20 protein-coding genes are annotated in these 22,536 nt (G+C 68.8%); 12 read left to right on the forward strand and 8 right to left on the reverse strand.

Annotation, left to right across the window (positions count from 1 at the left end; translation table 11 throughout):
* On the forward strand, nt 1-1,051 hold a 1,051-nt coding region (mltA, locus tag D3H34_RS21700; protein ID WP_119556318.1), incomplete at its 5' end, for a murein transglycosylase A.
* A 300-nt stretch (nt 1,052-1,351) separates the two neighbouring features.
* On the forward strand, nt 1,352-3,580 hold the full coding sequence (locus D3H34_RS21710; protein WP_119556319.1) for a PhoX family protein: 2,229 nt from the start codon (nt 1,352-1,354) through the stop codon (nt 3,578-3,580).
* A 122-nt stretch (nt 3,581-3,702) separates the two neighbouring features.
* On the opposite strand, the gene D3H34_RS21715 is transcribed toward D3H34_RS21710, so the two are convergent.
* Complete coding sequence (locus tag D3H34_RS21715) at nt 3,703-4,176, reverse strand: Lrp/AsnC family transcriptional regulator (protein ID WP_119556320.1); 474 nt, start codon at nt 4,174-4,176, stop codon at nt 3,703-3,705.
* Between the two features lie 105 nt (nt 4,177-4,281).
* On the opposite strand from D3H34_RS21715, the gene mdeB reads away from it, so the two are divergent.
* From mdeB to D3H34_RS21765, 10 genes are all read left to right on the forward strand, one after another.
* Nucleotides 4,282-6,939, forward strand: a complete 2,658-nt coding sequence (mdeB, locus tag D3H34_RS21720) for an alpha-ketoglutarate dehydrogenase (protein WP_119556321.1) — start codon at nt 4,282-4,284, stop codon at nt 6,937-6,939.
* Nucleotides 6,940-7,014: 75 nt separating this feature from the next.
* Nucleotides 7,015-7,791, forward strand: coding sequence for a FadR/GntR family transcriptional regulator (locus D3H34_RS21725; protein WP_119556322.1), 777 nt, complete (start codon nt 7,015-7,017; stop codon nt 7,789-7,791).
* Nucleotides 7,792-7,948: 157 nt separating this feature from the next.
* Nucleotides 7,949-9,277 (forward strand): MFS transporter, encoded by a 1,329-nt coding sequence (locus tag D3H34_RS21730; protein ID WP_119556323.1) that lies wholly within the window; start codon nt 7,949-7,951, stop codon nt 9,275-9,277.
* 16 nt (nt 9,278-9,293) lie between these two features.
* Entirely contained in the window at nt 9,294-10,229 is a 936-nt protein-coding gene (ltnD, locus tag D3H34_RS21735; protein WP_119556324.1) for an L-threonate dehydrogenase, read from the forward strand.
* 43 nt (nt 10,230-10,272) lie between these two features.
* The gene (gene denD, locus D3H34_RS21740) at nt 10,273-11,286 is read left to right on the forward strand and encodes a D-erythronate dehydrogenase (protein ID WP_119556325.1); all 1,014 of its coding nucleotides are present in this window, start codon (nt 10,273-10,275) and stop codon (nt 11,284-11,286) included.
* Nucleotides 11,287-11,289: 3 nt separating this feature from the next.
* On the forward strand, nt 11,290-12,561 hold the full coding sequence (otnK, locus tag D3H34_RS21745; RefSeq protein ID WP_119556326.1) for a 3-oxo-tetronate kinase: 1,272 nt from the start codon (nt 11,290-11,292) through the stop codon (nt 12,559-12,561).
* Nucleotides 12,558-13,223: a class II aldolase/adducin family protein gene (locus tag D3H34_RS21750; RefSeq protein ID WP_119556327.1), complete on the forward strand. Its 666-nt coding sequence runs from the start codon at nt 12,558-12,560 to the stop codon at nt 13,221-13,223. The genes otnK and D3H34_RS21750 overlap by 4 nt, the downstream gene beginning before the upstream one ends.
* A 12-nt stretch (nt 13,224-13,235) precedes the next feature.
* Nucleotides 13,236-14,054: a 2-oxo-tetronate isomerase gene (gene otnI / locus D3H34_RS21755; RefSeq protein ID WP_119556328.1), complete on the forward strand. Its 819-nt coding sequence runs from the start codon at nt 13,236-13,238 to the stop codon at nt 14,052-14,054.
* The gene (locus D3H34_RS21760) at nt 14,051-15,262 is read left to right on the forward strand and encodes an amidohydrolase family protein (RefSeq protein WP_119556329.1); all 1,212 of its coding nucleotides are present in this window, start codon (nt 14,051-14,053) and stop codon (nt 15,260-15,262) included. The genes otnI and D3H34_RS21760 overlap by 4 nt, the downstream gene beginning before the upstream one ends.
* A complete protein-coding gene (locus tag D3H34_RS21765) occupies nt 15,259-15,726 on the forward strand; it encodes a RidA family protein (protein WP_119556330.1) in 468 nt (155 codons plus the stop codon). The genes D3H34_RS21760 and D3H34_RS21765 overlap by 4 nt, the downstream gene beginning before the upstream one ends.
* Here D3H34_RS21765 and D3H34_RS21770 read toward each other — a convergent pair.
* From D3H34_RS21770 to D3H34_RS21800, 7 genes are all read right to left on the reverse strand, one after another.
* On the reverse strand, nt 15,719-16,384 hold the full coding sequence (locus tag D3H34_RS21770) for a TetR family transcriptional regulator C-terminal domain-containing protein (protein ID WP_119556383.1): 666 nt from the start codon (nt 16,382-16,384) through the stop codon (nt 15,719-15,721). The two genes, D3H34_RS21765 and D3H34_RS21770, sit on opposite strands and share 8 nt — an antisense overlap.
* Before the next feature lie 8 nt (nt 16,385-16,392).
* Nucleotides 16,393-17,361 carry a PDR/VanB family oxidoreductase gene (locus tag D3H34_RS21775; RefSeq protein WP_119556331.1) on the reverse strand — a complete coding sequence of 323 codons (969 nt, stop codon included), beginning with the start codon at nt 17,359-17,361 and terminating at the stop codon, nt 16,393-16,395.
* A 16-nt stretch (nt 17,362-17,377) separates the two neighbouring features.
* Nucleotides 17,378-17,968 carry an NAD(P)H-dependent oxidoreductase gene (locus tag D3H34_RS21780; RefSeq protein WP_119556332.1) on the reverse strand — a complete coding sequence of 197 codons (591 nt, stop codon included), beginning with the start codon at nt 17,966-17,968 and terminating at the stop codon, nt 17,378-17,380.
* Nucleotides 17,969-18,376: 408 nt separating this feature from the next.
* Entirely contained in the window at nt 18,377-19,405 is a 1,029-nt protein-coding gene (locus D3H34_RS21785; RefSeq protein ID WP_119556333.1) for an ABC transporter substrate-binding protein, read from the reverse strand.
* A gap of 56 nt (nt 19,406-19,461) precedes the next feature.
* Nucleotides 19,462-20,841 carry an FAD-binding oxidoreductase gene (locus tag D3H34_RS21790; protein ID WP_119556334.1) on the reverse strand — a complete coding sequence of 460 codons (1,380 nt, stop codon included), beginning with the start codon at nt 20,839-20,841 and terminating at the stop codon, nt 19,462-19,464.
* Nucleotides 20,831-21,718 carry an ABC transporter permease gene (locus D3H34_RS21795; RefSeq protein WP_205736790.1) on the reverse strand — a complete coding sequence of 296 codons (888 nt, stop codon included), beginning with the start codon at nt 21,716-21,718 and terminating at the stop codon, nt 20,831-20,833. The genes D3H34_RS21790 and D3H34_RS21795 overlap by 11 nt, the downstream gene beginning before the upstream one ends.
* Entirely contained in the window at nt 21,696-22,520 is an 825-nt protein-coding gene (locus tag D3H34_RS21800; protein WP_119556335.1) for an ABC transporter ATP-binding protein, read from the reverse strand. The genes D3H34_RS21795 and D3H34_RS21800 overlap by 23 nt, the downstream gene beginning before the upstream one ends.
* Nucleotides 22,521-22,536: the final 16 nt, after the last annotated feature.

Raw genomic sequence — 22,536 nt, forward strand, 5'->3', positions numbered from 1 at the left:
CACCGTCACCCCGCCGCGCGACCTCGGTCCGCTGACCGGCTCGCTCGCGCACCCCAAGAGCCGCTGGGTGCCCGTGGGCTGGTCCGAACTGCCGGGCTTCAGCGAAGACCCGCTGCATGAAGGCTGGATCGCGCTGCTGGCCAACTGCGCGCGCCCCAACGCCGCCTTTGCGCCGCTGTGCCGCGAGGTGCGCCAGCTCGCCATCGCCACGCCCGAGGAACAGCGCCGCTGGATGACCGACCGGCTGCAGCCCTACCGCGTCGAGTCGCTCGCGGGCCAGAGCGAGGGCAAGCTCACCAGCTACTACGAGCCCGTGTACGAAGCCTCGCGCGTGCCCTCGGCCGGCTTCAATGTGCCGCTGTACCAGACGCCCGACGGCCTCGTGCCCAAGCGCCCCTGGTTCACGCGCCAGGAGATCGAGACCCTGCCTGAGGCCCAGGCCGCGCTGCGCGGTCGCGAGATCGCCTGGATGGCCGATCCCATCGACGCGCTGATGCTGCACATCCAGGGCTCGGGCCGCTTGCGCATCACCGAGGCCAACGGCTACCAGCACACCGTGCGCGTGGCCTTCGCCGCCACCAACGAGCAGCCCTACCGCAGCGTGCAGCAATGGCTGATGAGCCAGGGCGTGTCCAAGGTCGGCAAGTGGCCCGACGACACCAAGGCCTGGGCCGCGCAGAACCCGCAGCGCGTGTCGCAACTGATGTGGAGCAACCCGCGCTACGTGTTCTTCCGCGAAGAGACGATGAGCGAGCTCGACGCCGCCTTCGGCCCGCGCGGCGCGCAGGGCGTACCGCTGACGGCGGGGCGCTCCATTGCCGTCGACCGCGAGAGCATTCCCTACGGCACGCCGGTCTGGCTCGCGTCCAGTGGCCCGGCCGCGCAGCTGCAGAAGCTGGTGGTGGCGCAGGACACCGGCAGCGCCATCCTCGGCGCCGTGCGCGCCGACTACTTCGCGGGCACCGGCGCCGAGGCCGGACGGCTGGCGGCGAGCGTGAACCAGCCGCTGCGGTTGTGGGCGCTGTGGCCGAGGCAGTTGCCGGCGCCATAAATAGGGCTCGCCCCCAGGCTTCGCGCACTTCGTGTCGCTTCGCCAACCCCCTGCCGGGGGCGACACCTGCAGCCCGGCAAAGCCGGTTCTGCGGTGTCTCTCGATGGAATGCGGCAGATGCGTGCAATGCGCATGGTGCTGCGTGCGCTTGCGTGACAGCCAATGTGTTGCATCGACGTGAAGCTTTCTTGACACTGCCCCGACAAGGCTGACCGGGAGCTGAGTCTTTCACGGGGATGTCATGCGAAGTGCCTAACTTCGTGGGCTGGTTTTTCTCCCAACCCACGAAAGATATTGCGCATGACCGCAAACACCCGCACGGACGCCCACGGCGTCGATCTCGACGATGTCGGCACCAACGATTCCCCGAACCCTTCCTTCACCGACCTGATCGCATCGCGGCTGAGCCGTCGCCGTCTGTTCGGTCTGGGCGTCGGCACCGCTGGCACCGCACTGCTGCAGGCCTGCGGTGGTGGCGGTGGCGGGGGCGCAGCCTTCCCGATCATTCCGCCCGCACCAGCCCCTGCGCCGGCGCCGGCCCCCGCACCGGCCCCCTCGCCGATGAAGCTGGGCTTCAACGCCGTCGCCAAGAGCCTCGACGACGTGGTCACGGTGCCCGCCGGCTACACCGCCAGCGTGCTCTACCGCCTGGGCGACCCGATCGCCGCCGGCGTGGCCGCGTACAACAACGACGGCACCGACGATCCGGCCACCTATGACCGCCGCGCCGGTGACCATCATGACGGCATGACCTTCTTCGGCATGAACGGCTCCAACAAGTGGGACGCGGCCAACGCCTCGCGTGGCCTGCTGGTGATGAACCACGAAGCCATCACGCCGTTGTTCCTGCACCCGACTGGCCAGACCGTCGTGAGCGGTGCACGCACCGTCGCCGACGAAGTGCTGCGCGAGTTCTACCTGCACGGCGTGAGCGTGATCGAGGTGAACAAGAACGGCAACGCCTGGAGTTACAAGCAGGATTCGAGCTTCAACCGCCGCGTCCATACCCTGACCGAAATGCAGTTCTCGGGTCCGGCCGCCAAGACTGACTACCTGAAGACCAAGTACTCGACCGACGGCAGCAAGACCCGCGGCACGCTCAACAACTGCGCCAACGGCACCACGCCGTGGGGCACGTACCTGACCTGCGAAGAGAACTGGGCGGGCTACTTCCGCCGCGTCAAGGCCAACGACGACACCAAGCGCTCGGCGAAGGAACTTGCAACCTTCTCCCGCTACGGTGTGTCCGGCACTGGCCGCGAACTCTGGGCCACCGTCGCCGGTGGCGCCGACATCCATGCTCGCTGGAACACCGAAGTCATCGGCGCCACTGCCACCGACGACTACCGCAACGGCCACAACACCTACGGCTGGGTGGTCGAGATCGATCCGTTCAACCCGACGAGCACGCCGAAGAAGCGCACCGCCCTCGGCCGCTTCGGCCACGAAGGCGCCTGCCTCGGCCCGGTCGTGGTCGGCAAGCCGCTGGTCTGGTACATGGGCGACGACTCGCAGGGCGAGTACCTCTACAAGTTCGTGTCCACCAAGAACTGGGACGCGGCCGACATCGGCGGTGGCATCGCCTCCGGCGACAAGTACATGGACGACGGCAAGCTCTACGTGGCCAAGTTCAAGGCCGACGGCACGGGCGACTGGCTTGAACTCAAGCTTGGTGTCAACAACATCACCGCAAGCTACGCCCCCTACGCGTTCGCCGATGCGGCCGATGTCGTGCTCAATGCACGCCTTGCAGCCGATGCGGCTGGCGCCACGAAGATGGACCGCCCGGAGTGGACGGCCGTCAATCCGAAGAACGGCGAGGTGTACCTTACCTTGACCAACAACGCGGCTCGCACGATCAATGGCGCCAATGGCACCGACGCCGCCAACCCGCGTTTCTACAACGACCCCAAGGGCACGACCGCACAGAGGGGCAACCCGAACGGCCACATCGTCCGCTTCGCCGACACCGGCGGTGACCCGACGGCCGTCACCTTCAAGTGGGACGTGTACCTCTTCGGCGCGCGCTCGACCGCGTCGGCGGACGTGAACGTGTCGGCCCTCGGCGCCGACAACGACTTCTCCAGCCCCGACGGCATGTGGTTCAGCCATGCCGCCCCCGGCCTGCTGTGGCTCGAGACCGACGACGGCAAGTACACCGACGTGACCAACTGCATGCTGCTCGCAGCGTTGCCCGGCACAGTCGGCGACGGCGGGGCAAAGACCATCACCAACTTCGACGGCGCTACCACCGTGCAGCAGGCCACCTTCGTCGGCAAGGCCCCGGGTACCGACGGCCTGCGCCGCTTCTTGGTGGGCCCGAAGGACTGCGAGATCACCGGCATCGCCGAATCGGGCGACGGCCGTGCGCTGTTCGTGAACATCCAGCACCCGGGCGAGAACACGGAGAAGACCGACATCGGCGATCCGACGAAGTTCCTGAGCCACTGGCCGCAAGGTGGCAACGCCCGCCCGCGCTCGGCCACCGTGGTCATCACGAAGAACGACGGCGGCCTGATCGGCCTGTAAGCGTCAGCGTCCTCAACCCCCTTCGGGAAACACCGTGGAACCGGCTTTGCCGGGCCACCGGTGTTGCCCCCGGCGAGGGGGGCGCAGCGACACGAAGTGCGCGAAGCCTGGGGAAGTACCGATTACTGCGGCGCTGTCGGCAACGGCAGCGCCGTTTTGTATCTGACCTGCTTCAATGCAAAGCTCGAGCGGATCTTCTCGATCCCCGGAATCGGCGTGAGCTGTTCCATGATGAAGCGCTCCAGCGCCGCCATGTCGGCCACGGCGATGCGGATCAGGTAGTCGCTGTCGCCGGTCATCAGGTAGCACTCCATCACCTCGTCGTGCTCGGCGATGCGCTGCTCGAAGTCGGCCAGCGACTGCTTGCTCTGCGTGGTCAGGCTGATCGAGATGAACACGTTCAGCCCCAGGCCCAGCGCCTTGGCGTTCGCGAGCGCCACATAACGGTCGATCACGCCGCCGGTCTCCAGCACCTTCACGCGCGCGAGGCAGGGCGAGGGCGACAGGTGCACCCGGCGCGCCAGCTCCACGTTGGAGAGGGCGCCGTCGCGTTGCAGCTCGTCGAGAATGCGCAGATCGATGGCGTCGAGTTCCATGAAATTCCGTGAAGCGCTCGGGTTGCGGCATTTTATGCTTCCCAATAGCCATGAAATCAAAGGTGCCGGTAGCTAATTTTTCCTGAGGCGGCTTAAAGTGCTGGCATGAACGCCCCGATCTCCGCCGACCAGATGCGCGCCCTGTTGCTCGACACGCCGCCCTCGCACGACCCCGACCCCGAGGAAACCGCCGAATGGCGCGACGCCTTCCTGGCGCTGGCGCAGACACAGGGCCCGCAGCGTGCGCGCCAGATGCTGGCCGAGCTGGCACGGCTGGCGCGGCAGCAGCGCATCGGCTGGCAGCCCGAACTGGCCACGCCGTACGTCAACACCATCGCCGCGGCCGACCAGCCGCCGTTCCCGGGTGACCTCGCGGTCGAGGAAAAGCTCGCCTCGCTGATGCGCTGGAACGCGCTCGCGATGGTGGCCAAGGCCAACCAGGCGTACGGCGAACTCGGTGGCCACATCGCCAGCTACGCGAGCGCGGCCGACCTGTTCGAGACCGGCTTCAACCACTTCTTCCATGCGCGCAGCCCGGCGCATCGCGGCGACCTGGTGTTCTTCCAGCCGCACAGCGCGCCCGGCGTGTATGCGCGGGCGTACCTCGAAGGTCGCCTGAGCGAAGACGACCTGAACCATTACCGCCAGGAACTCACCGCACCTGCCTTCGTGGACGGCAGCGGCGCGCGCGGCCTGTGCAGCTATCCGCATCCGTACCTGATGCCGGACTTCTGGCAGTTCCCCACCGGCTCGATGGGCATCGGCCCGATCAGCTCGATCTACCACGCGCGCTTCATGCGCTACCTCACGCACCGCAACCTGCTGAACTGCGAAGGCCGCAAGGTGTGGGGCGTGTTCGGCGACGGCGAGATGGACGAGCCCGAATCGATGAGCGCGCTGACGCTCGCCGCGCGCGAGAAGCTCGACAACCTCGTGTGGGTCGTCAACTGCAACCTGCAGCGCCTCGATGGTCCGGTGCGCGGCAACGGCCGCATCATCGACGAGCTCGAGAAGCTCTTCGCCGGCGCCGGCTGGAACGTCGTCAAGCTCGTGTGGGGCAGCGACTGGGACGGCCTGTTCGCGCAGGACGTGAGCGGCGCGCTGGCACGCGTGTTCGCCGAAACCGTCGACGGCCAGATGCAGACCTTCGCCGCCAAGGACGGCCGCTTCAACCGCGACAACTTCTTCGGCCAGAACCCCGAGCTGGCGCGCCTGGCCGAAGGCATGACCGACGAGCAGATCGACCGTCTGAAGCGCGGCGGCCACGACCTCGTGAAGATCCACGCCGCCTACGCCGCAGCCGCCGCGCACAAGGGCCAGCCCACCGTGATCCTGGCCCACACCAAGAAGGGCTACGGCATGGGCAGCGCCGCGCAGGGCAAGATGACCACGCACTCGCACAAGAAGATGGGCGACGTGGACCTCCTGGAGTTCCGCGACCGCTTCAACCTGCCGCTCACCGACGCGCAGGCCACCGCGATGGATTTCTACCGCCCCGCCGAAGACAGCGCCGAGATGCGCTACCTGCGCCAGCACCGCGAAGCGCTCGGCGGCGCCATGCCGCGCCGCGAGACCGCGTGCGACGTCGTGCCCAAGCCCGACCTCGCGGCCTATGCGCAGTTCGCCACCGCGGCGGCCGGCAAGGAGATGAGCACCACCATGGCCTTCGTGCGCATGCTGGGCAACCTCATGAAGGACAAGGCGCTCGGCCCGCGCATCGTGCCCATCGTGGCCGACGAGGCGCGCACCTTCGGCATGGCCAACCTGTTCAAGCAGGTCGGCATCTATTCGAGCGTGGGTCAGCGCTACGCACCGGAAGACATCGGTTCGGTGCTGAGCTATCGCGAAGCGACCGACGGGCAGATTCTTGAAGAAGGCATCAGCGAAGCCGGCGCCATCGCGAGCTGGACCGCCGCGGCCACCAGCTACAGCGTGCACGGCCTGGCGATGCTGCCGTTCTACATCTACTACTCGATGTTCGGCTTCCAGCGCGTGGGCGACGCCATCTGGGCGGCGGCCGACCAGCGCGCGCGCGGCTTCCTGCTGGGCGCCACCTCGGGGCGCACCACGCTCGGCGGCGAAGGCCTGCAGCACCAGGACGGCAGCAGCCACCTCGTGGCCGCGACCATCCCCAACTGCAAGGCCTACGACCCGGCCTTCGCGGGCGAGATGGCGGTCATCGTCGACGCGGGCATCCGCGAGATGATGGTCGAGCAGCAGGACGTGTTCTATTACGTCACGCTCATGAACGAGAACTACGCCCAGCCCGACCTGCCGGCCGGCGTCGAGGCCGAGGTGCTGCGCGGCTGCTATCGCTTCGGTACCTACGCTCCCGCTTCGGGCAAGGCGAAGAAGAGCGTCACGCTGCTCGGCTCGGGCGCGATCCTCACCGAGGTCATCAAGGCCGCGCAGCAGCTGGCCGACGAAGGCATCGAGGCCGAGGTGTTCAGCGTCACGAGCTGGAGCGAGCTGGCGCGCGACGGCCAGGCCTGCGAGCAGCGCGCACTGGCCGGCGAGAAGGACGCCGGCACACCCTTCATCGCGCAGCAGCTCGGCAAGGGCAAGGCTCCGATCGTCGCCGCCACCGACTACGTGCGCGCGCTGCCCGAAAGCGTGCGCGCCTTCCTGCCCGAAGGCCGCCGCTACCTCACGCTGGGCACCGACGGCTTCGGGCGCAGCGACACGCGCGCCGCGCTGCGCGATTTCTTCGGCGTGGATGCGGCGAGCATCGCGCGGGCCGCGCGGCACGCGCTCGGTCTCTGACGCGGGTCCGGCGATGGGGCAGGGCACCGCGGTGCCCTGCGGTAGAGTCACAGACCCCACCGCCTTCCCGCGCCCATGACCGCCCGATTCCAGTCCCTCGCTCCCGCCGTCCGCCTGGCCGACCAGGTGGCCGATGCGCTCGTGGCCGAGGTGCGCAGCGGGCGCTTGTCGGAAGGCGACCGGCTGCCCACCGAGACCGCATTGGCCACGCAGTTCGGCGTGAGTCGCACGGTGGTGCGCGAGGCGATGTCGCGGCTGAAGTCGCTCGGGCTGGTCGATTCGCGCCAGGGCAGCGGCGTGTACGTGCGCGCTGCCGGCGTGGAGCCGCTGCGCTTCGAGATGCCGCACGTGGCTTCGCGCGAAGCGGTGGTGCAGATGGTCGAACTGCGCCGCGCGCTCGAGGCCGAGGTGGCCGCGCTCGCGGCCGAGCGCCGCACGCCCGAGGACATGCTGCGCATCCGCGACGCCATCGATGCGCTGCATGCGGCGGTGGTGCTGGGCGGCAACGGGGCCGACGAGGACGTGCGCTTTCACCGCGCCATTGCCGAGGCCGCGCGCAACCCGTTCCTGATCGGCACGCTGCAGTACCTGCGGCAGTTCCTGCATGGCGCCACCCGTGTCACGCGCGCCAACGAGGCGCGCCGCGCCGACTTTGCGCGCGAAGTGGCGCAGGAGCACCTGCGGATCGTCGAGGCGATCGACGCCGGCGACCCGCTGGCCGCGCGCGAAGCGGCCAAGGCCCACATGGACAACGCCATCCGCCGCATCGAGCAGGCCGACCCGGCCTTCTGGCAGCAGGAAGGCGCCCAGCTGGCCCGGCCCCTGGTCGAAGGCTGGCCAGCGGGCAAGTAAGCCCACGCTCGCAATCCGTTCGACGGACCGCGATGTGCGGGTTATCCCGTATCCGGCAGCTTGTCTTAAATTTGTATGATGACCTGACAAGTAAGGGGCGACCGCGCCGCAGGGTGACGGGACGACCCCGTTTTTCCATCCAGCGGACTCCCTCCCAATGACTTCCACCCTCCAGGCCGGTGAGCCTCTCGCGGCCGGCACGCCTGCCGACGCCGCGCTCGAAAAACGCGCCTACGCCAAGGTGTTCTGGCGCCTCGTGCCCTTCCTGATGCTCTGCTATGTGATCGCGTACCTCGATCGCGTGAACGTCGGCTTCGCCAAGCTGCAGATGGGCCAGGACCTCGGCTTCAGCGAAACCGTGTTCGGCCTGGGCGCCGGCATCTTCTTCCTGGGCTACTTCCTGTTCGAGGTGCCGAGCAACCTGTTGCTCAACCGCGTGGGCGCGCGCGTGTGGATCGCGCGGATCATGATCACCTGGGGCCTGCTGTCGGCCTGCTTCGTGTTCGTGGAATCGCCGACCAGCTTCTACATCCTGCGCTTCCTGCTCGGCGTGGCCGAGGCCGGCTTCTACCCCGGCGTGATCCTGTACCTGACCCACTGGTACCCGGCGCACCGGCGCGCGCGGATCATCGCGGTGTTCATGTCGGCGATTCCCGTGGCGGGCATCTTCGGCAACCCGCTGTCGGGCTGGATCATGGACGCCTTCCACGGCGTGTCGTCGATGCACGGCTGGCAGTGGATGTTCATCATCGAAGCGATCCCGGCCGTGCTGATCGGCGCGGTCGTGCTGTTCTACCTGGACAACGGCATCAAGCATGCACGCTGGCTCACGCCTGAAGAAAAGCAGCTGCTGCAGCGCGAGGTCGACCGCGACCAGGCGCACGGCGCCAAGGGCCCGCACTCGGTGGGCGCGATGTTCCGCGACGCGCGCGTATGGTGGATGGCGCTCATCTACTTCGCCTTCGTGATGGGCCAGTACGCGCTGACCTTCTGGCTGCCTACCCTGGTCAAGGCCACGGGCGTGCAGGGCAACTTCAACATCGGCCTGCTCAGCGCCATTCCGTTCCTGTGCGCGATCGTCGCGATGAACCTGTTCGGCCGCAGCGCCGACGCGCGCCGCGAGCGCCGCTGGCACCTGATCATCCCCGCGATGATGGGCGCCGTGGGCTTCACGGTCGCGGCCTCGTACACGCAGAACACCGCCGTGTCGCTGGCCTTCCTGTCGCTCGCCGCGGCCGGCGTGCTGACCTGCGCACCGCTGTTCTGGTCGCTGCCCACCGCCTTCCTGTCGGGCACGGCGGCGGCAGCCGGCATCGCGGTCATCAACTCGGTGGGCAACCTCGCGGGCTTCGTGAGCCCGTACCTCATCGGCTACCTGAAGGACCTCACGGGCAGCACGCAGATCGGCATGTACGTGCTGGCCGCGGCGCTGGTGCTCGGCGCGATCGGCGTGTGGCTCACGCCCAAGCAACTGGTCAACCGCTGATCGAAGGACACGCGACATGACTTCTTCTTCCAACACTCCCGTCGTCGGCCTCGTGGGCCTGGGCGCCATGGGCAGCGGCATGGCGCAATCGCTGCGCCGCGCGGGCCATGCGCCGCACGTGTTCGACGTGCGCCCCGGCGTGGCCGAGGCCTTCGCGCGCGAGGGCGGCACCGCCTGCGACACGCTCGCCGCGCTCGGCGCGCAGTGCGACATCGTGGTCAGCGTGGTCGTCAATGCGCAGCAGACCGAGTCGGTGCTGTTCGGTGACGGCACCACGCCCGGCTGCGCCGCGTCGATGAAGCCCGGCAGCCTGTTCGTGATGTGCTCCACCGTCGACCCCAACTGGTCGGTGGCGCTCGAGGCGCGCCTCGCGCAGCAGGGCATCCTGTACCTCGACGCACCGATCTCCGGCGGCGCCGCCAAGGCCGCGAGCGGCCAGATGACGATGATGACCGCCGGCACCCCGGCCGCCTACGAGAAGGCCGGCGCGATGCTCGACGCGATGGCCGCCAAGGTCTACCGCCTGGGCGACTCGGCCGGCGCGGGCAGCAAGGTGAAGGTCATCAACCAGCTGCTGGCCGGCGTGCACATCGCCGCCGCCGCCGAGGCGATGGCGCTGGGCCTGCGCGAGGGCGTGGACCCGGACGCGCTGTACGAGGTCATCACCCACAGCGCCGGCAACAGCTGGATGTTCGAGAACCGCATGGCCCACGTGCTGGCGGGCGACTACACGCCGCTGTCGGCCGTCGACATCTTCGTGAAGGACCTGGGCCTGGTGCTCGACGTGGCGCGCGCCAGCAAGTTTCCGCTGCCGCTGTCGTCGACCGCGCACCAGATGTTCATGCAGGCCTCGACCGCGGGCTATGCGCGCGAGGACGACAGCGCGGTGATCAAGATCTTCCCTGGCATCGAAGTGCCTGCCGCGAAAGAATCGAAAGAATCGAAGAAATAGCCTCGGGCGTTAGCGCTCCACCGAACTAGGAAAGACACACACCATGAACGTTCTCATCACCGGCGGCTGCGGCTTCCTCGGCGCCCGCCTCGCCCGCACCCTGCTCGCAGGCGGCCCGCTCGCACTGGCCGGCGGCCCGGCCAAAGACATCGCGCGCATCACGCTCGCCGATCGCGTGCCGCCGCCCGCCGACCTGGCGGCCGACGCGCGCGTGCAGTTCGTGCAGGGCGACCTGTACGAGCAGGCCGCCAATGGCGCGCTGCCGCTGGCCGACACCGACGCCGTGTTCCACCTCGCCGCCGCCGTGAGCGGCGAATGCGAGGCCGACTTCGACCTCGGCATGCGCAGCAACCTCGACACCACCCGCGCCTTGCTCGACGCCTGCCGCGCCGCTGGCCACGCGCCCGTGTTCGTGTTCTCCAGCTCGGTCGCCGTGTTCGGCGATTCGCCCGAGCAGCGCCTGCCGGCCGTGATCGAGGACACCACGCTGCCCACGCCGCAGAACAGCTACGGCATCCAGAAGTTCATCGGCGAACAGCTCGTGGCCGACTACACGCGCAAGGGCTTCGTGCAGGGCCGCAACGTGCGGCTCATGACGGTGTCGGTGCGTCCGGGCCGCCCGAACGGCGCGGCCTCCAGCTTCCTGAGCGGCATGCTGCGCGAGCCGCTGGCCGGCGTGCGCGCGCGCTGCCCCGTGGCCCCCGAGACGCCGGTCGCGCTGGCCTCGCCCGGCAACACCGTCGCCGGCATCGTGCGCGCCGCCACCGCAACCGCCGCCGAATGGGGCGCGCGCACGGCGATCAACCTGCCCGCGTTGACCACCACCGTGCGCGAGATGGCGCAGGCGCTCGAACGCGTCGCCGGCGCCGAGGCCACCGCCCTCATCGACTGGGAACCCGACGCCGCCATCGCGAAGATCGTCACCAGCTGGCCCAGCCGCATCCACGCCGCGCGCGCCGAAGCGCTGGGCCTGAAGGCCGACGCGAGCTTCGACGCGATCCTGCGCGACTACGTGCGCGAGAACGCGCAGGCGGTCACGCTGCCGCTGAAGGGCTGAGCGATGGCGAAGCTTGTGCTCGGCTGCATCGCCGACGACTTCACTGGCGCCACCGACCTGGCCAACAACCTCGTGCGCGCCGGCATGCGGGTGGTGCAGACCATCGGCGTGCCTGAAGGCCCGCTCGATGCCGACGTGGATGCGGTCGTGGTCGCGCTCAAGTCGCGCACCATCGCGCCGGCCGAGGCCATCGCGCAGTCGCTCGATGCGCTGCGCTGGCTGCAGGCGCAGGGTGCGCAGCAGATCTACTTCAAGTACTGCTCCACCTTCGACAGCACGGCGCAAGGCAACATCGGCCCGGTGACCGAGGCGCTGATGGAGGCCCTGGGCTGCGACTTCACCATCGCCACGCCGGCCTTCCCCGACAACAAGCGCACCGTGTTCAAGGGCTACCTGTTCGCGGGCGACGTGCTGCTCAACGAGAGCGGCATGCAGAACCATCCGCTCACGCCGATGACCGACCCCAACCTCGTGCGCGTGCTGCAGGCGCAGTGCACGCGCAAGGTGGGGCTGATCGATCACGCGGTCGTGGCGCGCGGCGCCGAGGCCATCGAGGCGCGCATCGCGCAGCTGAAGGCCGAAGGCGTGAGCATCGCCATCGTCGACGCGGTCTCGAACGACGACCTGCTGCGCATGGGCCCGGCGCTCGCGAAGCTGCCGCTGCTCACGGCCGGCTCGGGCGTGGCGATCGGCCTGCCGGCCAACTTCGGCCTCGCGCCGTCGTCGCAGGCCAGTGCGCTGCCGAAGGCCGGCGGCAAGACCGCCATCGTCTCGGGCAGCTGCTCGCTCGCCACCAACCGGCAGGTGCTGGACTTCATCCAGCGTGGCGGCGCGGCCATGGCCATCGATCCGCTGCGCATCGCGGCAGGCGTGGACGTCGCGGCCGAGGTGCTGGCCTGGGCCGCACCGCGCATCGACCAGGGCTCGGTGCTCGTCTACTCGACCGCTGAAGCTGGTGCCGTGAAGTCGGTGCAGGGCCGGCTGGGCGTGGAAGAGGCGGGCGCGATGGTCGAACGCACCATCGCCGCCATCGCGCGCGGCCTGGTCGAGCGGGGCGTGCGCCAGCTCGTGGTGGCCGGCGGCGAGACCTCGGGCGCGTGCGTGCAGGCGCTGGGCATCGCGCAGATGCAGATCGGTCCGCAGATCGACCCCGGCGTGCCGTGGTGCCATGCGCGTTCGGATGCTGCGCCTGAAGCGGGCCTGCACATCACGTTGAAGTCGGGCAACTTCGGCAGCGACGATTTCTTCACCAAGGCCTTTACAGTCCTCGCATGACCGAGAACGAAGCCCGCGAAGAAATCTGCCGCGTCGGCCGCAGCCTGTTCGAGCGCGGCTACGTGCATGCCACGGCCGGCAACATCAGCGTGCGGCTGGACGACGGTTTTCTCATCACGCCGACCGATGCCTGCCTCGGCTTCCTCGACCCCGCGCGGCTCGCGCGGCTCGATGCGCAGGGCATGCAGACCGGCGGCGACCGCGCCAGCAAGACCATCGCGCTGCACACGAAGATCTACGCCGCCGCGCGCGACTTCGATGCCGGCACGGCCTGCGTGATCCACACGCACAGCACGCACTGCGTCGCCCTGACATTGGGCAACCCGCAAGCCGAACTGCTGCCCGCGCTCACGCCCTACTTCGTGATGAAGGTCGGCCATGTGCCGGTCATCGCGTACCACCGGCCCGGCGCGCCCGAAGCGGCCGAGCAGGTGGCACGGACCATCGCGCGCTACGGCGCGGCCGGCACGCCGATCCGCGCGGCGATGCTCGCGCGCCTGGGCCCCAACGTCTGGCACGACACGCCGGCCGCCGCCATGTCGGTGCTCGAAGAGCTGGAAGAAACCGCCAAGCTCCAGATGCTCACGCAGGCCACACGGCCTGCGCCGCTCACCCCCGAACAGATCGATGAACTGCGCCGCACATTCGGTGCGCGCTGGTAGTACAAACACCCCATGCCCCAATTCGCCGCGAACCTCTCGATGCTCTACCCGGAGCTCGATTTCCTCGACCGTTTCGACGCTGCCGCCAAGGATGGCTTCCAGGCTGTCGAGTACCTCTTCCCCTACGACTTCACGAAAGAAGCCATCGTCGCGAAGCTGAAGGCCAACGGCCTGCAGCAGGTGCTGTTCAACGCGCCGCCCGGCGACTGGGCCGCGGGCGAACGCGGCCTGGCCTGCCTGCCGGGGCGCGAGGCGGAGTTCCGCGAAGGCATCGCCAAGGCCATCGACTACGCCGTGGCGCTCGACTGCCCGCGCATCCACATCATGGCCGGCCTCGTGCCCGAAGGCCTGGCACGCGATGCGGCAGAAGCCGTCTACGTCGAGAACCTGCGCTGGGCCGCCGCCGAAGCCGCGAAGGCCGGGCGCGACGTGCTCATCGAGCCGATCAACACGCGCGACATTCCGCGCTTCTTCCTCAACCGGCAGGACCACGCGCACCAGATCGCCGAGACCGTCGGCGCGCCCAACCTCAAGGTGCAGATGGACCTGTACCACTGCCAGATCGTCGAGGGCGACGTGGCGATGAAGCTGCGCCAGTACCTGCCCACCGGCCGCGTCGGCCACCTGCAGATCGCGGGCGTGCCCGAGCGCCACGAGCCCGATGTCGGCGAGCAGAACTACGACTACCTCTTCGGGGTGATCGATGAGGTCTCGGCGCAGTGCGGCTGGCAGGGCTGGGTCGGCTGCGAGTACCGTCCGCGCCGCGGCATGGAACCCGGTGGCACCTCGGCCGGCCTGGGCTGGCTGCGCGACTGGCGCCAGCGCGCATGACCACCCCCACGCGGCTCGAGGCACTGCGCATTCCGGCGCCGCTGCGCGGCTTCGATGCGGGCGATGCGCAGGTCTTCGACGTCACGATCGAGGGCGACAGGATCGCGGCCATCGTGCCCAGTGCCTCGCAGTCGCACGCGCGCGGCACGCTGCTGAGCGCCCTCGTCGAGGCGCACGCGCACATCGACAAGAACTTCACCGTGCAGGACGTCGGCGCCGCGCAGGGCGACCTGTTCACCGCCATCGAGCGCATGGGCCGGCACCGTGCGAGCTGGACCGGTGCGTCGCTGCGCCTGCGCATGGAGCGCGCGCTGCACGAAGCCTGGCGCGCCGGCACGCGCGCACTGCGCACGCACCTGGACTGGGTCGAGGCCGAAACACCGGCCGCACTGGCCGTGTTCGAGGCGCTGCGCGAGGAATGGCGCGCGCACATCGAGCTGCAGTTCGTCGCGCTCGTGCCGCTGGACGTGTTCGCCGATCTCGCGGCCGGCGAGCGCATCGCACGCGAAGTGAAGCGCGCGGGCGGCACGCTGGGCGCCTTCGTCTATCGCAACGAAGGCCTCGTCCACAAGCTGGGCCGCGTGTTCGATCTCGCGCAGCAGCACGGGCTGGGGCTCGACTTCCATGTCGACGAGGGCCTGGACACCGACGCCAGCGGCCTGCGCAGCATCGCGCAGCTGGTGCGCGCGCGCGACTTCAAGGGGCCCGTGGTCTGCGGCCACGCCTGCTCGCTCTCGGTGCAGGACGACGCGGTGGCGGCGGAAACGCTTGCACTGTGCGCCGGTGTGGGGCTGCACCTGGTCGCGTTGCCGACCACCAACCTCTACCTGCAGGGCGCGTGGGACCGCACGCCCGTGGCGCGCGGCATCACGCGCATCCGCGAGGCGGCGTCGCACGGCCTGCGCGCGAGCCTGGCCACCGACAACGTGCAGGACGCCTTCTATCCCTACGGCAGCTATGACCTGCTGGAGACCTTCGGCCTCGGCGTGCAGATGGCGCACCTGGCGCCCGCCGCCGACTGGCTCGACACCATCACCGTGAACCCCGCGAAGGCACTGGGCCTGGCGTGGGACGGCCGCATCGCACCGGGCTGCCCGGCCGACCTGGTGGTGCTCGCCGCCACCGACGAACACGAACTCATCGGCCCGCGCGGCCGCCTGCGCCACATCTATCGCGCGGGTCAACTTCTGGAGCCGACCGCATCATGAGCATGGGCAAGCCGATGGCCAACTACGCCGCCGCCAAGCGCGTCGGCGATTTCGTCTTCATGAGCGGCGTGGTCGCCGTCGACCCGGCCACGCGCCGCGCGGTCGCGGGCTACGACGCCATTCCCGAAGCCGCGCGCACCGCGCTGCAGGGCGTGGGCTATGCCACGGGCCAGATGTCGGTCGACGTGTTCGAAGCGCCCATCGTGGCGCAGAGCTGGTTCGTGCTGGAGCGCATCCGCCAGATCGCCGCCGAGCACGGCGGCACCATGGAAGACGTGGTGAAGCTGGTGCAGTACTTCCGCCACCTGCCGCACTACGCCTTCTACAACCGCGTGCGCGGCCTGTTCTATCCGGGCGAGCCGCCGGTGAGCACGGTGGTGGAGGTGTCGCGCTTCCTGCCGGGCGACGAGGTGCTGGTGGAAGTAGAAGCCACCATGTTCCTCCCCCTGCGCAGCGCTACTTGACGCCTGCGCCCTTGAGCAGGAACTCCGTCACCTGCTCGATGAGATAGCGGCGGTCCTTGTCGTCACCCTGCTGCGCGGCGCTGCGGTAGTAGGCCGCCTGCGTGGCGTGGTCGGCGTAGAACTGCGTCACGGCCCAAATGTGGAACAGCACCAGCATCGGGTCGGCGGTGTCCATGAGGCCCTGGTTCATCCAGTTCTGGATCACGGCGGCGGCCTGGTCGGTGCGCTGCTTGCTCGTGTCCATCATGCTGTTGATGACGGGCGCGCCGCGCATCATCTCGGCGGTGAAGATGCGCGAGCGCAGCGGATGCTCGAACGAGAACATCATCTTGCGCTGGATCAGGTCGCCCAGCACCTTGCGCGGACCGAAGGCCTCGTCGCTGAAGCCGAACACCACGATCCAGTCGGTGAGGATGTCCTGCAGCACCTGCCGGTAGAGCGCTTCCTTGCTGTCGATGTAGTAGTGCAGCTGCGCCTTCGACAGGCCCGCCTTGTCGGCGATGGCCTGTGTCGAGGCGCCGGCCAGCCCCTCGCTGGCGAACACCTCGATGGCGGCCTGGTTGATGAGGCCGAGCACCTGCGTGTACTTGCGCGAGCGTCCGCGCGTGGCGGGTGCTTCGGCGGCGTCGACCTCCTCGGGGACTGCGTCGGATCGCATGGCCGCCGTCACAGGTCGAGCACGAGTTCCTGGCCCTTGGCGCGCGAGCAGCACAGCGCCACCTTGCCGCGCCGCTCGGCGGTCGTGAGGCAGAAGTCGCGGTGCTCGGCGTCGTCGCCCTGGCCCTCGACCACGCAGGTGCCGCACAGGCCCTGCTGGCACGACACCGGGATGTCGATGCCGACTTCGTGCAGCGCATCGACGGCGGTCTGGTCGGCGGCCACGGGCACGTCGATGCCGCGGCGCGCCAGCTTCAGTGTGAAGGGCAGGCCGGTGGTGGCCGCCGCCGTGCCGGTGGGCGCGGCGAAGTACTCGGTGTGCAGCGCTTCCTCGGGCCAGTGCGCGGCGGCCTCGCGCACCGCCTGCATGAAGCCGCCGGGGCCGCAGACGTACAGGTGCGTGTCGGGCGCGCGCTCGGCCAGCAGCGCGCGCAGGTCGATGCGTTGCGAGGCCTCGCCCTGGTCCAGGTGCAGCTTCAGGTGAGGCGCCAGCGCGGGGGCGTGCAGCGCGTCGGCGAAGGCCAGGTGCTCCTCGCTGCGCGCGAACACGCACAGCGTGAAGTCGGCGCCGCGCGCGGCCAGCGCCTGCGCCATGGCCAGCAGCGGCGTCATGCCGATGCCGCCGGCCAGCAGCAGGTGGCGCCGCGCCTCGGCACGCAGCGGGAAGGTGTTGCGCGGCGCGCTGATCGCGATCAGGTCGCCTTCGCGCACGCGCTCGTGCATCGAGGCCGAGCCGCCGCGGCTGTCGTGCTCGCGCTTCACGCCGATCACGTAGGCGCCGTCGTCCGTCATGCCGGGCGCGCGCGCCAGCGAGTACTGGCGCGAGAAGCCGCCGGGCATGTGCACGTCGATGTGCGCGCCGGCCTCGTAGCCGGGCAGGGCGCGGCCCCATGGGTGGGCCAGCTCGAAGGCCAGGATTTCCGGCGTCTGGCGGGAGATGCGTTCCACGCGGACGGTCAGCGTGCGTTCGAGGCTCATGATGGGGTCTCCCTGCTTAGATGTTGTGCAGCGTGCGTGAAACGCGCGCGATGAAATGGGTGCGGTCGTGGTCGGTGACGGCGTTCATGTCGTGCAGTTGCAGCCACGTCACCTTGCAGCGCCACGCGAACAGCGCGCGCAGCGCGCGCGTGAAAAGCCGCCGCCCGGGGTCGCCGATGGCCATGACGAACCAGCGCGGCGAACCGCCCGTGGTGACCACCGTGAGCCGGCGGATGTGCCGCATGCCCGACTTCGCGAGTTGCCCCTTGCGTTCCGCCGGCAGGAAAGCCACGCCCGGCAACCACACGCGCTCGAGCCAGCCCTTGAGCATGGACGGCGGTCCATGGAACCAGGTGGGATAGACGAACACCAGGTGCTCGGCCCACAGCAGCGCTTCGACGTGGGGTTTGACACGTTCGCGGATCAGTTCGGGGTTGTCGAGGTAGGCGATGCGCTCTTCGCGTGTCAGCGTCGGGTCGAAGCCCTCGGCGTACAGGTCGATGGCCCGGACGGGATGCCGGGGCTGGAGCGCCTCGAGGGCGGTGCGGTAGAGCGCGTGGTTGAAGCTGTCAGGGTTCGGATGGCAATGGACGACGAGCGTTTTCATGGTTCGGGCCGGTTCGCACAAGGATCTGTTTTCACTCAAGCGCCCTCGCGCTGGCCCCGCCATGCGGTGGATGCGCGAAGGGCGGCGCAGTCCATGGTCATCCATGGGCAAGCCGGCCGACAAAGCAGACGCCGTATGGCGGGGCCAGCCCGGAGGGAAGCCCTGTTGCGCGGCGCATTGCGGCGTTGCCCTTCGCTTGTGTAGCGGTGCTACACGGCGCTCAGGGCGCCTTGCACTGCACCGCGCAACAGGGCTTCGCGAGGGCGCTTGAGTGAAAACAGATCCTTTCGGCGAGACGGGGTCAGAGCCCAGGGAACAAAGGACCGCGCAGTGCCTTATGGCAACCCAGGCGCCGGCATCTGACCCCGGCGCAAGCCCCGCGCGACCCACGGGAAACAGCGAAACGAATTACTTGCCGGTGAGCTTCTTGCGCACGTCGATGCCGACGCCCTTGTTGACGAACTGCGTGGTCGCGACCTTCGACAGGTCGATCTCGCCCGGCTTGTACAGGCCGGCCTTGACCATCTTGTCGTAGAAGTCCTTCACGCGGGCTTCGTCCATCGCGCCGATGCCCTTGGTGAGTGCGTCGCCGCTGTCGATGATGCCCATCTTCTTGATGAGGTCGAGCGAGCCCTGCAGCGCGGCGGGCGTGGCGTCGGGGTTGGCCTTGGCCATCATCTCGTTGGCGGCCTTGTTGTCGCCGTAGAGGTAGTTGTTCCAGCCCACGATCGAGGCCTCGATGAACTTGCGCACCGTCTCGGGCTTGGTCTTGATGAGGTCCGCGCGCGTCTCGATGGTGGTGGCGTAGGTCGAGAAGCCGTGGTCGGCCAGGAGGTGCACCACCGGGTCGAAGCCGGCCTGCGCCTTGATCGACAGCGGCTCCGAGATGGCGTAGCCCTGCTGGATCGATTTCTTGTCGGCCAGGAAGGGGCCGACGTTGAAGGTGTAGGGCTTGAGCTGCGAGTCCTTGAAGCCGTGCTCCGACTTCATCCACTGCCAGAAGCTGAACTGGCCGTCCTTGCCGATGAAGGCGACGGGCGCCTTGGTCATGTCCTTGAAGGTGTCGTAGCCCTGGCCGGGGTGCGCGAACATGGCCTGCGGGTCTTTCTGGAAGATGGCCGCGACCACCACCGTGGGCACGCCGTTCTTCACGTTGTCGAAGGACTGCAGCAGGTTGCCGGTCATCAGGAAATCGATCTTGCCGGCCGGCAGCATCGGCCGGTTGTTGACCATCGGGCCGCCCTGCATGATCTCCACGTCGAGGCCGTACTTCTTGTAGGTGCCGTCGGCCAGTGCCTGGTAGAAGCCGCCGTGGCCGGCCTGCGCCTTCCAGTTGGTGGCGAACACCACCTTTTCCTGCGCCTGCGCGGCGAAGGCAGCGCCTGCGAGGACCAGGCCGAAGGCCAGCGGCCGAAGAGAGAAAGCGGGGATGCGCATGGGGACGGACTCCTGTGGAGGTTGGGGTGAGAGCGGGATGCGAAGCCTAATTGTTTTCAGCGCTCGACGGCCATGTCGGGCGTCCAGCCGCGCGTTTTTCCGGGGTTCATCAGGCCCATCGGATCGCTGCGTTTCTTGAACTCGATCTGCTGCGTGTCGATGGTCTTCATGCCGCCGTCCTCGATGGTGAAGACATGCGGGTTGAAGATCTGCGCACCGCCTTGCGACTCGATCTCGCGCATCACCTCGTACTGGTGCGCCTCGCCCTTCCAGCGCACCAGCAGGATGCCGAAGGTGCCGCACTCGCCGTTGGCGCGCGCGAAGTCCTGGTGCTGCAGCACGTCGTCGCCGAAGATGGCCAGGTGGCGCTCGACCACGGCCGGGTCGAAGGGCTGGGCGTAGGCCACCTGCAGGTAGGTCCAGCTGCGGTCGGCCTTCAGCGCCTGCAGCGTCGTGTGGTTGAAGGCGCACTCGTAGGCGGGCGGCAGGCCTTCGGCGAGCAGCTCGGCCTCGGTGCCGGCCACGGAGATCGTGCCGCCGTGCGCATCGGCCAGAGCACGGAACTCCGCCATCGACGCGGGCGAGACCATGGTGAACACCGCGTGCCGGTCGGCCGGGAAGCGGTCGCGCATGGCGGTGTAATAGACCGAGAAGCGGGCCTCGACCGTCGACAGCAGGAAGATGTCGAGCGTGGGCGCCTGCGCGGCGATGCCGAAGTCCAGCGCGCCGCGGTAGGTCGGGAACAGCACCGTGCAGTGCACCCAGTCGACCGCCGGGCTCAGCGCCACTTCCACGTCGAGGATCACGCCGTTGGTGCCGTAGGCGTGGTGCACCTGCTGGATCTCGTCGCCCACCAGCTCGATGAGGCGCGGCTCGCGCTCCACTGTCATCACGCGTGCGCGCAGCAGGTTGCCGGGGTCGCGCAGGATGCCGTGGCGGAACGAGCCGATGCCGCCGAAGCCGCCCGCGATGAAGCCGCCGATGCTGGCCACATGCCAGGTCGAGGGCCACATGCGCAGCGCCTGCCCGGTCTCGCGCGCGGCCAGGTCGATGTCGTGCATGCGCGCGCCGGCCTCGGCGCGGATGCGGCCGTCGGCCAGGTCGAGCACGCGGCACATCTGCGTCACGTCGAGCACGAGCCCGCCTTCGAGCGGCACGCACTGGCCGTAGTTGCCGGTGCCGCCGGCACGCACGGTGATCGGCAGTTTCCACTTCGCGGCCGTGGCGCAGGCCTGGCGCACGTCGTCCTCGTTGGTGACCTTGACCACGAGGTCGGCCACACAGTCCGCGAGTTGCGCGGTGAGGATCGGGCTGTACCAGTAGAAGTCTTTCGACAGCTGCTTGCGCTGGCTGGGCGCCGAGACGATGTTCAGGCCGTGCAGGTCGGCGCACACGGCGTCCCAGTCGACCAGGGGCACAGGGGTCCTAGCGTTCACGGCGCATCTCGCTTTCGTGCCAGTGGCCGAGCACCAGCCGCGACAGGGCGGCGAAGACGATGAAGATCACGATGCCCAGCAGCGACACCAGCAGCAGCGCCGCGAACATCATCGGGATCTCGGTGCGGAAGCTCGATTCGAGGATGCGCGAGGCCAGCCCCGTTTCCTTGCCGGCCGTGCCGGCCGTGAACTCGGCCACCACCGCGCCGATCAGGCTCAGGCCGCCGGCGATCTTCAGGCCCGCCATGAAGTAGGGCAGGGCGCTGGGCGCCAGCAGGTAGCGGAAGGTCTGCCAGGGCGAGGCCTTGTAGAGCTGGAACAGGTCGCGCAGGTTGCTGTCGGCGCTCTTCAGGCCGATGACGGTGTTCGACAAAATCGGGAAGAAGGCCACGATCCAGGCGCACAGCAGCAGCGCTGCGGTGGTGCTCGACACGTAGATCAGGATCAGCGGCGCGATCGCGATGATCGGCGTCACCTGCAGGATCACGGCGATCGGGAACAGGCCGATCTCCACCCACTTGAACAGCGCGAACGCAATGGCCAGCAGCACGCCGCCGACGATGGCGGCGCCCAGCGCGAGCAGCGTGAGCTTCACCGTGAACCACAGCGCGCCCGAGAGCGAACCCCAGTTGTCGAACAGCGTGGTCAGGATGAGCGAGGGCGCGGGCAGGATGTAGTGCGGGATGTTGTTGGCCCGCACCATCCACTCCCACACCAGCAGCAGCGCCGCGACGATGGCCACGGGCACGGCGATGCGCAGCATCGACTCGCGCCGGCGCAGCTTGTCTTCGTGCGCGCGCAGCGTCTCGGCGGAGGGCGTGGCTTCGGTGGTGGTGTCCATGGGCATCACGGTTTCAATGGTCGATGTCGAGGCCATGGAGCGCTCCGTGAAGGGATTGAGATACCGCCGTGCAATGCGCGTTGTAGCGGCTCGAGGTGCGGAAGTCTTCGCCGCGCGGGTAGGGCTCGTCGATGCGGATCTCGTCGATCACGCGGCCCGGGCGCGCCGCCATCACGACGATGCGGTTCGACAGGTAGACCGACTCGTACACGCTGTGCGTGACGAACACGATCGAGAAGCGGTGCTCGCGCCAGATGGCCAGCAGGTCGTTGTTGAGCTTGATGCGCGTCATCTCGTCGAGCGCGGCAAAGGGCTCGTCCATGAGCAGCAGGCGCGGGTGCGTGACCAGCGCGCGCGCGATCGACACGCGCATCTTCATGCCGCCCGAGAGCTCGCGCGGGTAGACGTCGGCAAAGCGCGAGAGCCCCACCATTTCGAGCGCCTGCTGCACCACCGGCGCCGCCGCGTCGCGGCTCGTGCCGGCCAGCTTGAGCGGCAGCCAGACGTTGTCGAACACCTTGGTCCAGGGCATGAGCGTGGGTTCCTGGAACACGAAGCCCAGGTCGCGGTCGCTCTTGCTGTCCTTGGCGGAGCCGGTGTTGGCGCCCGACCATTGCATGTCGCCCGAGCTGATGCGGGTGAGCCCGGCAATCAGCCGCAGCGCGGTGCTCTTGCCGCAGCCCGAGGGGCCCAGGAAGCTGACGAAGTCGTGCTCGCCGATGTCGAGCGTCATGCCCTGCAGGGCGAGCGTGCCGTTGGCGAAGCGCTTGCCGACGTTGCGCAGGCGGACCAGTGGGGCCGACGAGGGCGGGGCGGTGGATGGCGTGGGGCTTTCCATGGGACTCCTAATGCGC

Source organism: Acidovorax cavernicola, from assembly GCF_003581445.1.

Excerpts from the sequence above, each read along its gene's own strand:
- D3H34_RS21730 (WP_119556323.1), top strand. The coding sequence starts at position 7,949 with ATGACTTCCACCCTCCAGGCCGGTGAGCCTCTCGCGGCCGGCACGCCT.
- D3H34_RS21710 (WP_119556319.1), top strand. The coding sequence starts at position 1,352 with ATGACCGCAAACACCCGCACGGACGCCCACGGCGTCGATCTCGACGAT.
- otnK (WP_119556326.1), top strand. The coding sequence starts at position 11,290 with ATGGCGAAGCTTGTGCTCGGCTGCATCGCCGACGACTTCACTGGCGCC.
- D3H34_RS21725 (WP_119556322.1), top strand. The coding sequence starts at position 7,015 with ATGACCGCCCGATTCCAGTCCCTCGCTCCCGCCGTCCGCCTGGCCGAC.
- otnI (WP_119556328.1), top strand. The coding sequence starts at position 13,236 with ATGCCCCAATTCGCCGCGAACCTCTCGATGCTCTACCCGGAGCTCGAT.
- D3H34_RS21715 (WP_119556320.1), bottom strand. The coding sequence starts at position 4,176 with ATGGAACTCGACGCCATCGATCTGCGCATTCTCGACGAGCTGCAACGC.
- ltnD (WP_119556324.1), top strand. The coding sequence starts at position 9,294 with ATGACTTCTTCTTCCAACACTCCCGTCGTCGGCCTCGTGGGCCTGGGC.
- D3H34_RS21760 (WP_119556329.1), top strand. The coding sequence starts at position 14,051 with ATGACCACCCCCACGCGGCTCGAGGCACTGCGCATTCCGGCGCCGCTG.
- D3H34_RS21785 (WP_119556333.1), bottom strand. The coding sequence starts at position 19,405 with ATGCGCATCCCCGCTTTCTCTCTTCGGCCGCTGGCCTTCGGCCTGGTC.
- D3H34_RS21750 (WP_119556327.1), top strand. The coding sequence starts at position 12,558 with ATGACCGAGAACGAAGCCCGCGAAGAAATCTGCCGCGTCGGCCGCAGC.
- D3H34_RS21775 (WP_119556331.1), bottom strand. The coding sequence starts at position 17,361 with ATGAGCCTCGAACGCACGCTGACCGTCCGCGTGGAACGCATCTCCCGC.
- D3H34_RS21765 (WP_119556330.1), top strand. The coding sequence starts at position 15,259 with ATGAGCATGGGCAAGCCGATGGCCAACTACGCCGCCGCCAAGCGCGTC.
- denD (WP_119556325.1), top strand. The coding sequence starts at position 10,273 with ATGAACGTTCTCATCACCGGCGGCTGCGGCTTCCTCGGCGCCCGCCTC.
- D3H34_RS21770 (WP_119556383.1), bottom strand. The coding sequence starts at position 16,384 with ATGCGATCCGACGCAGTCCCCGAGGAGGTCGACGCCGCCGAAGCACCC.
- D3H34_RS21780 (WP_119556332.1), bottom strand. The coding sequence starts at position 17,968 with ATGAAAACGCTCGTCGTCCATTGCCATCCGAACCCTGACAGCTTCAAC.
- mdeB (WP_119556321.1), top strand. The coding sequence starts at position 4,282 with ATGAACGCCCCGATCTCCGCCGACCAGATGCGCGCCCTGTTGCTCGAC.
- D3H34_RS21800 (WP_119556335.1), bottom strand. The coding sequence starts at position 22,520 with ATGGAAAGCCCCACGCCATCCACCGCCCCGCCCTCGTCGGCCCCACTG.
- D3H34_RS21795 (WP_205736790.1), bottom strand. The coding sequence starts at position 21,718 with ATGGCCTCGACATCGACCATTGAAACCGTGATGCCCATGGACACCACC.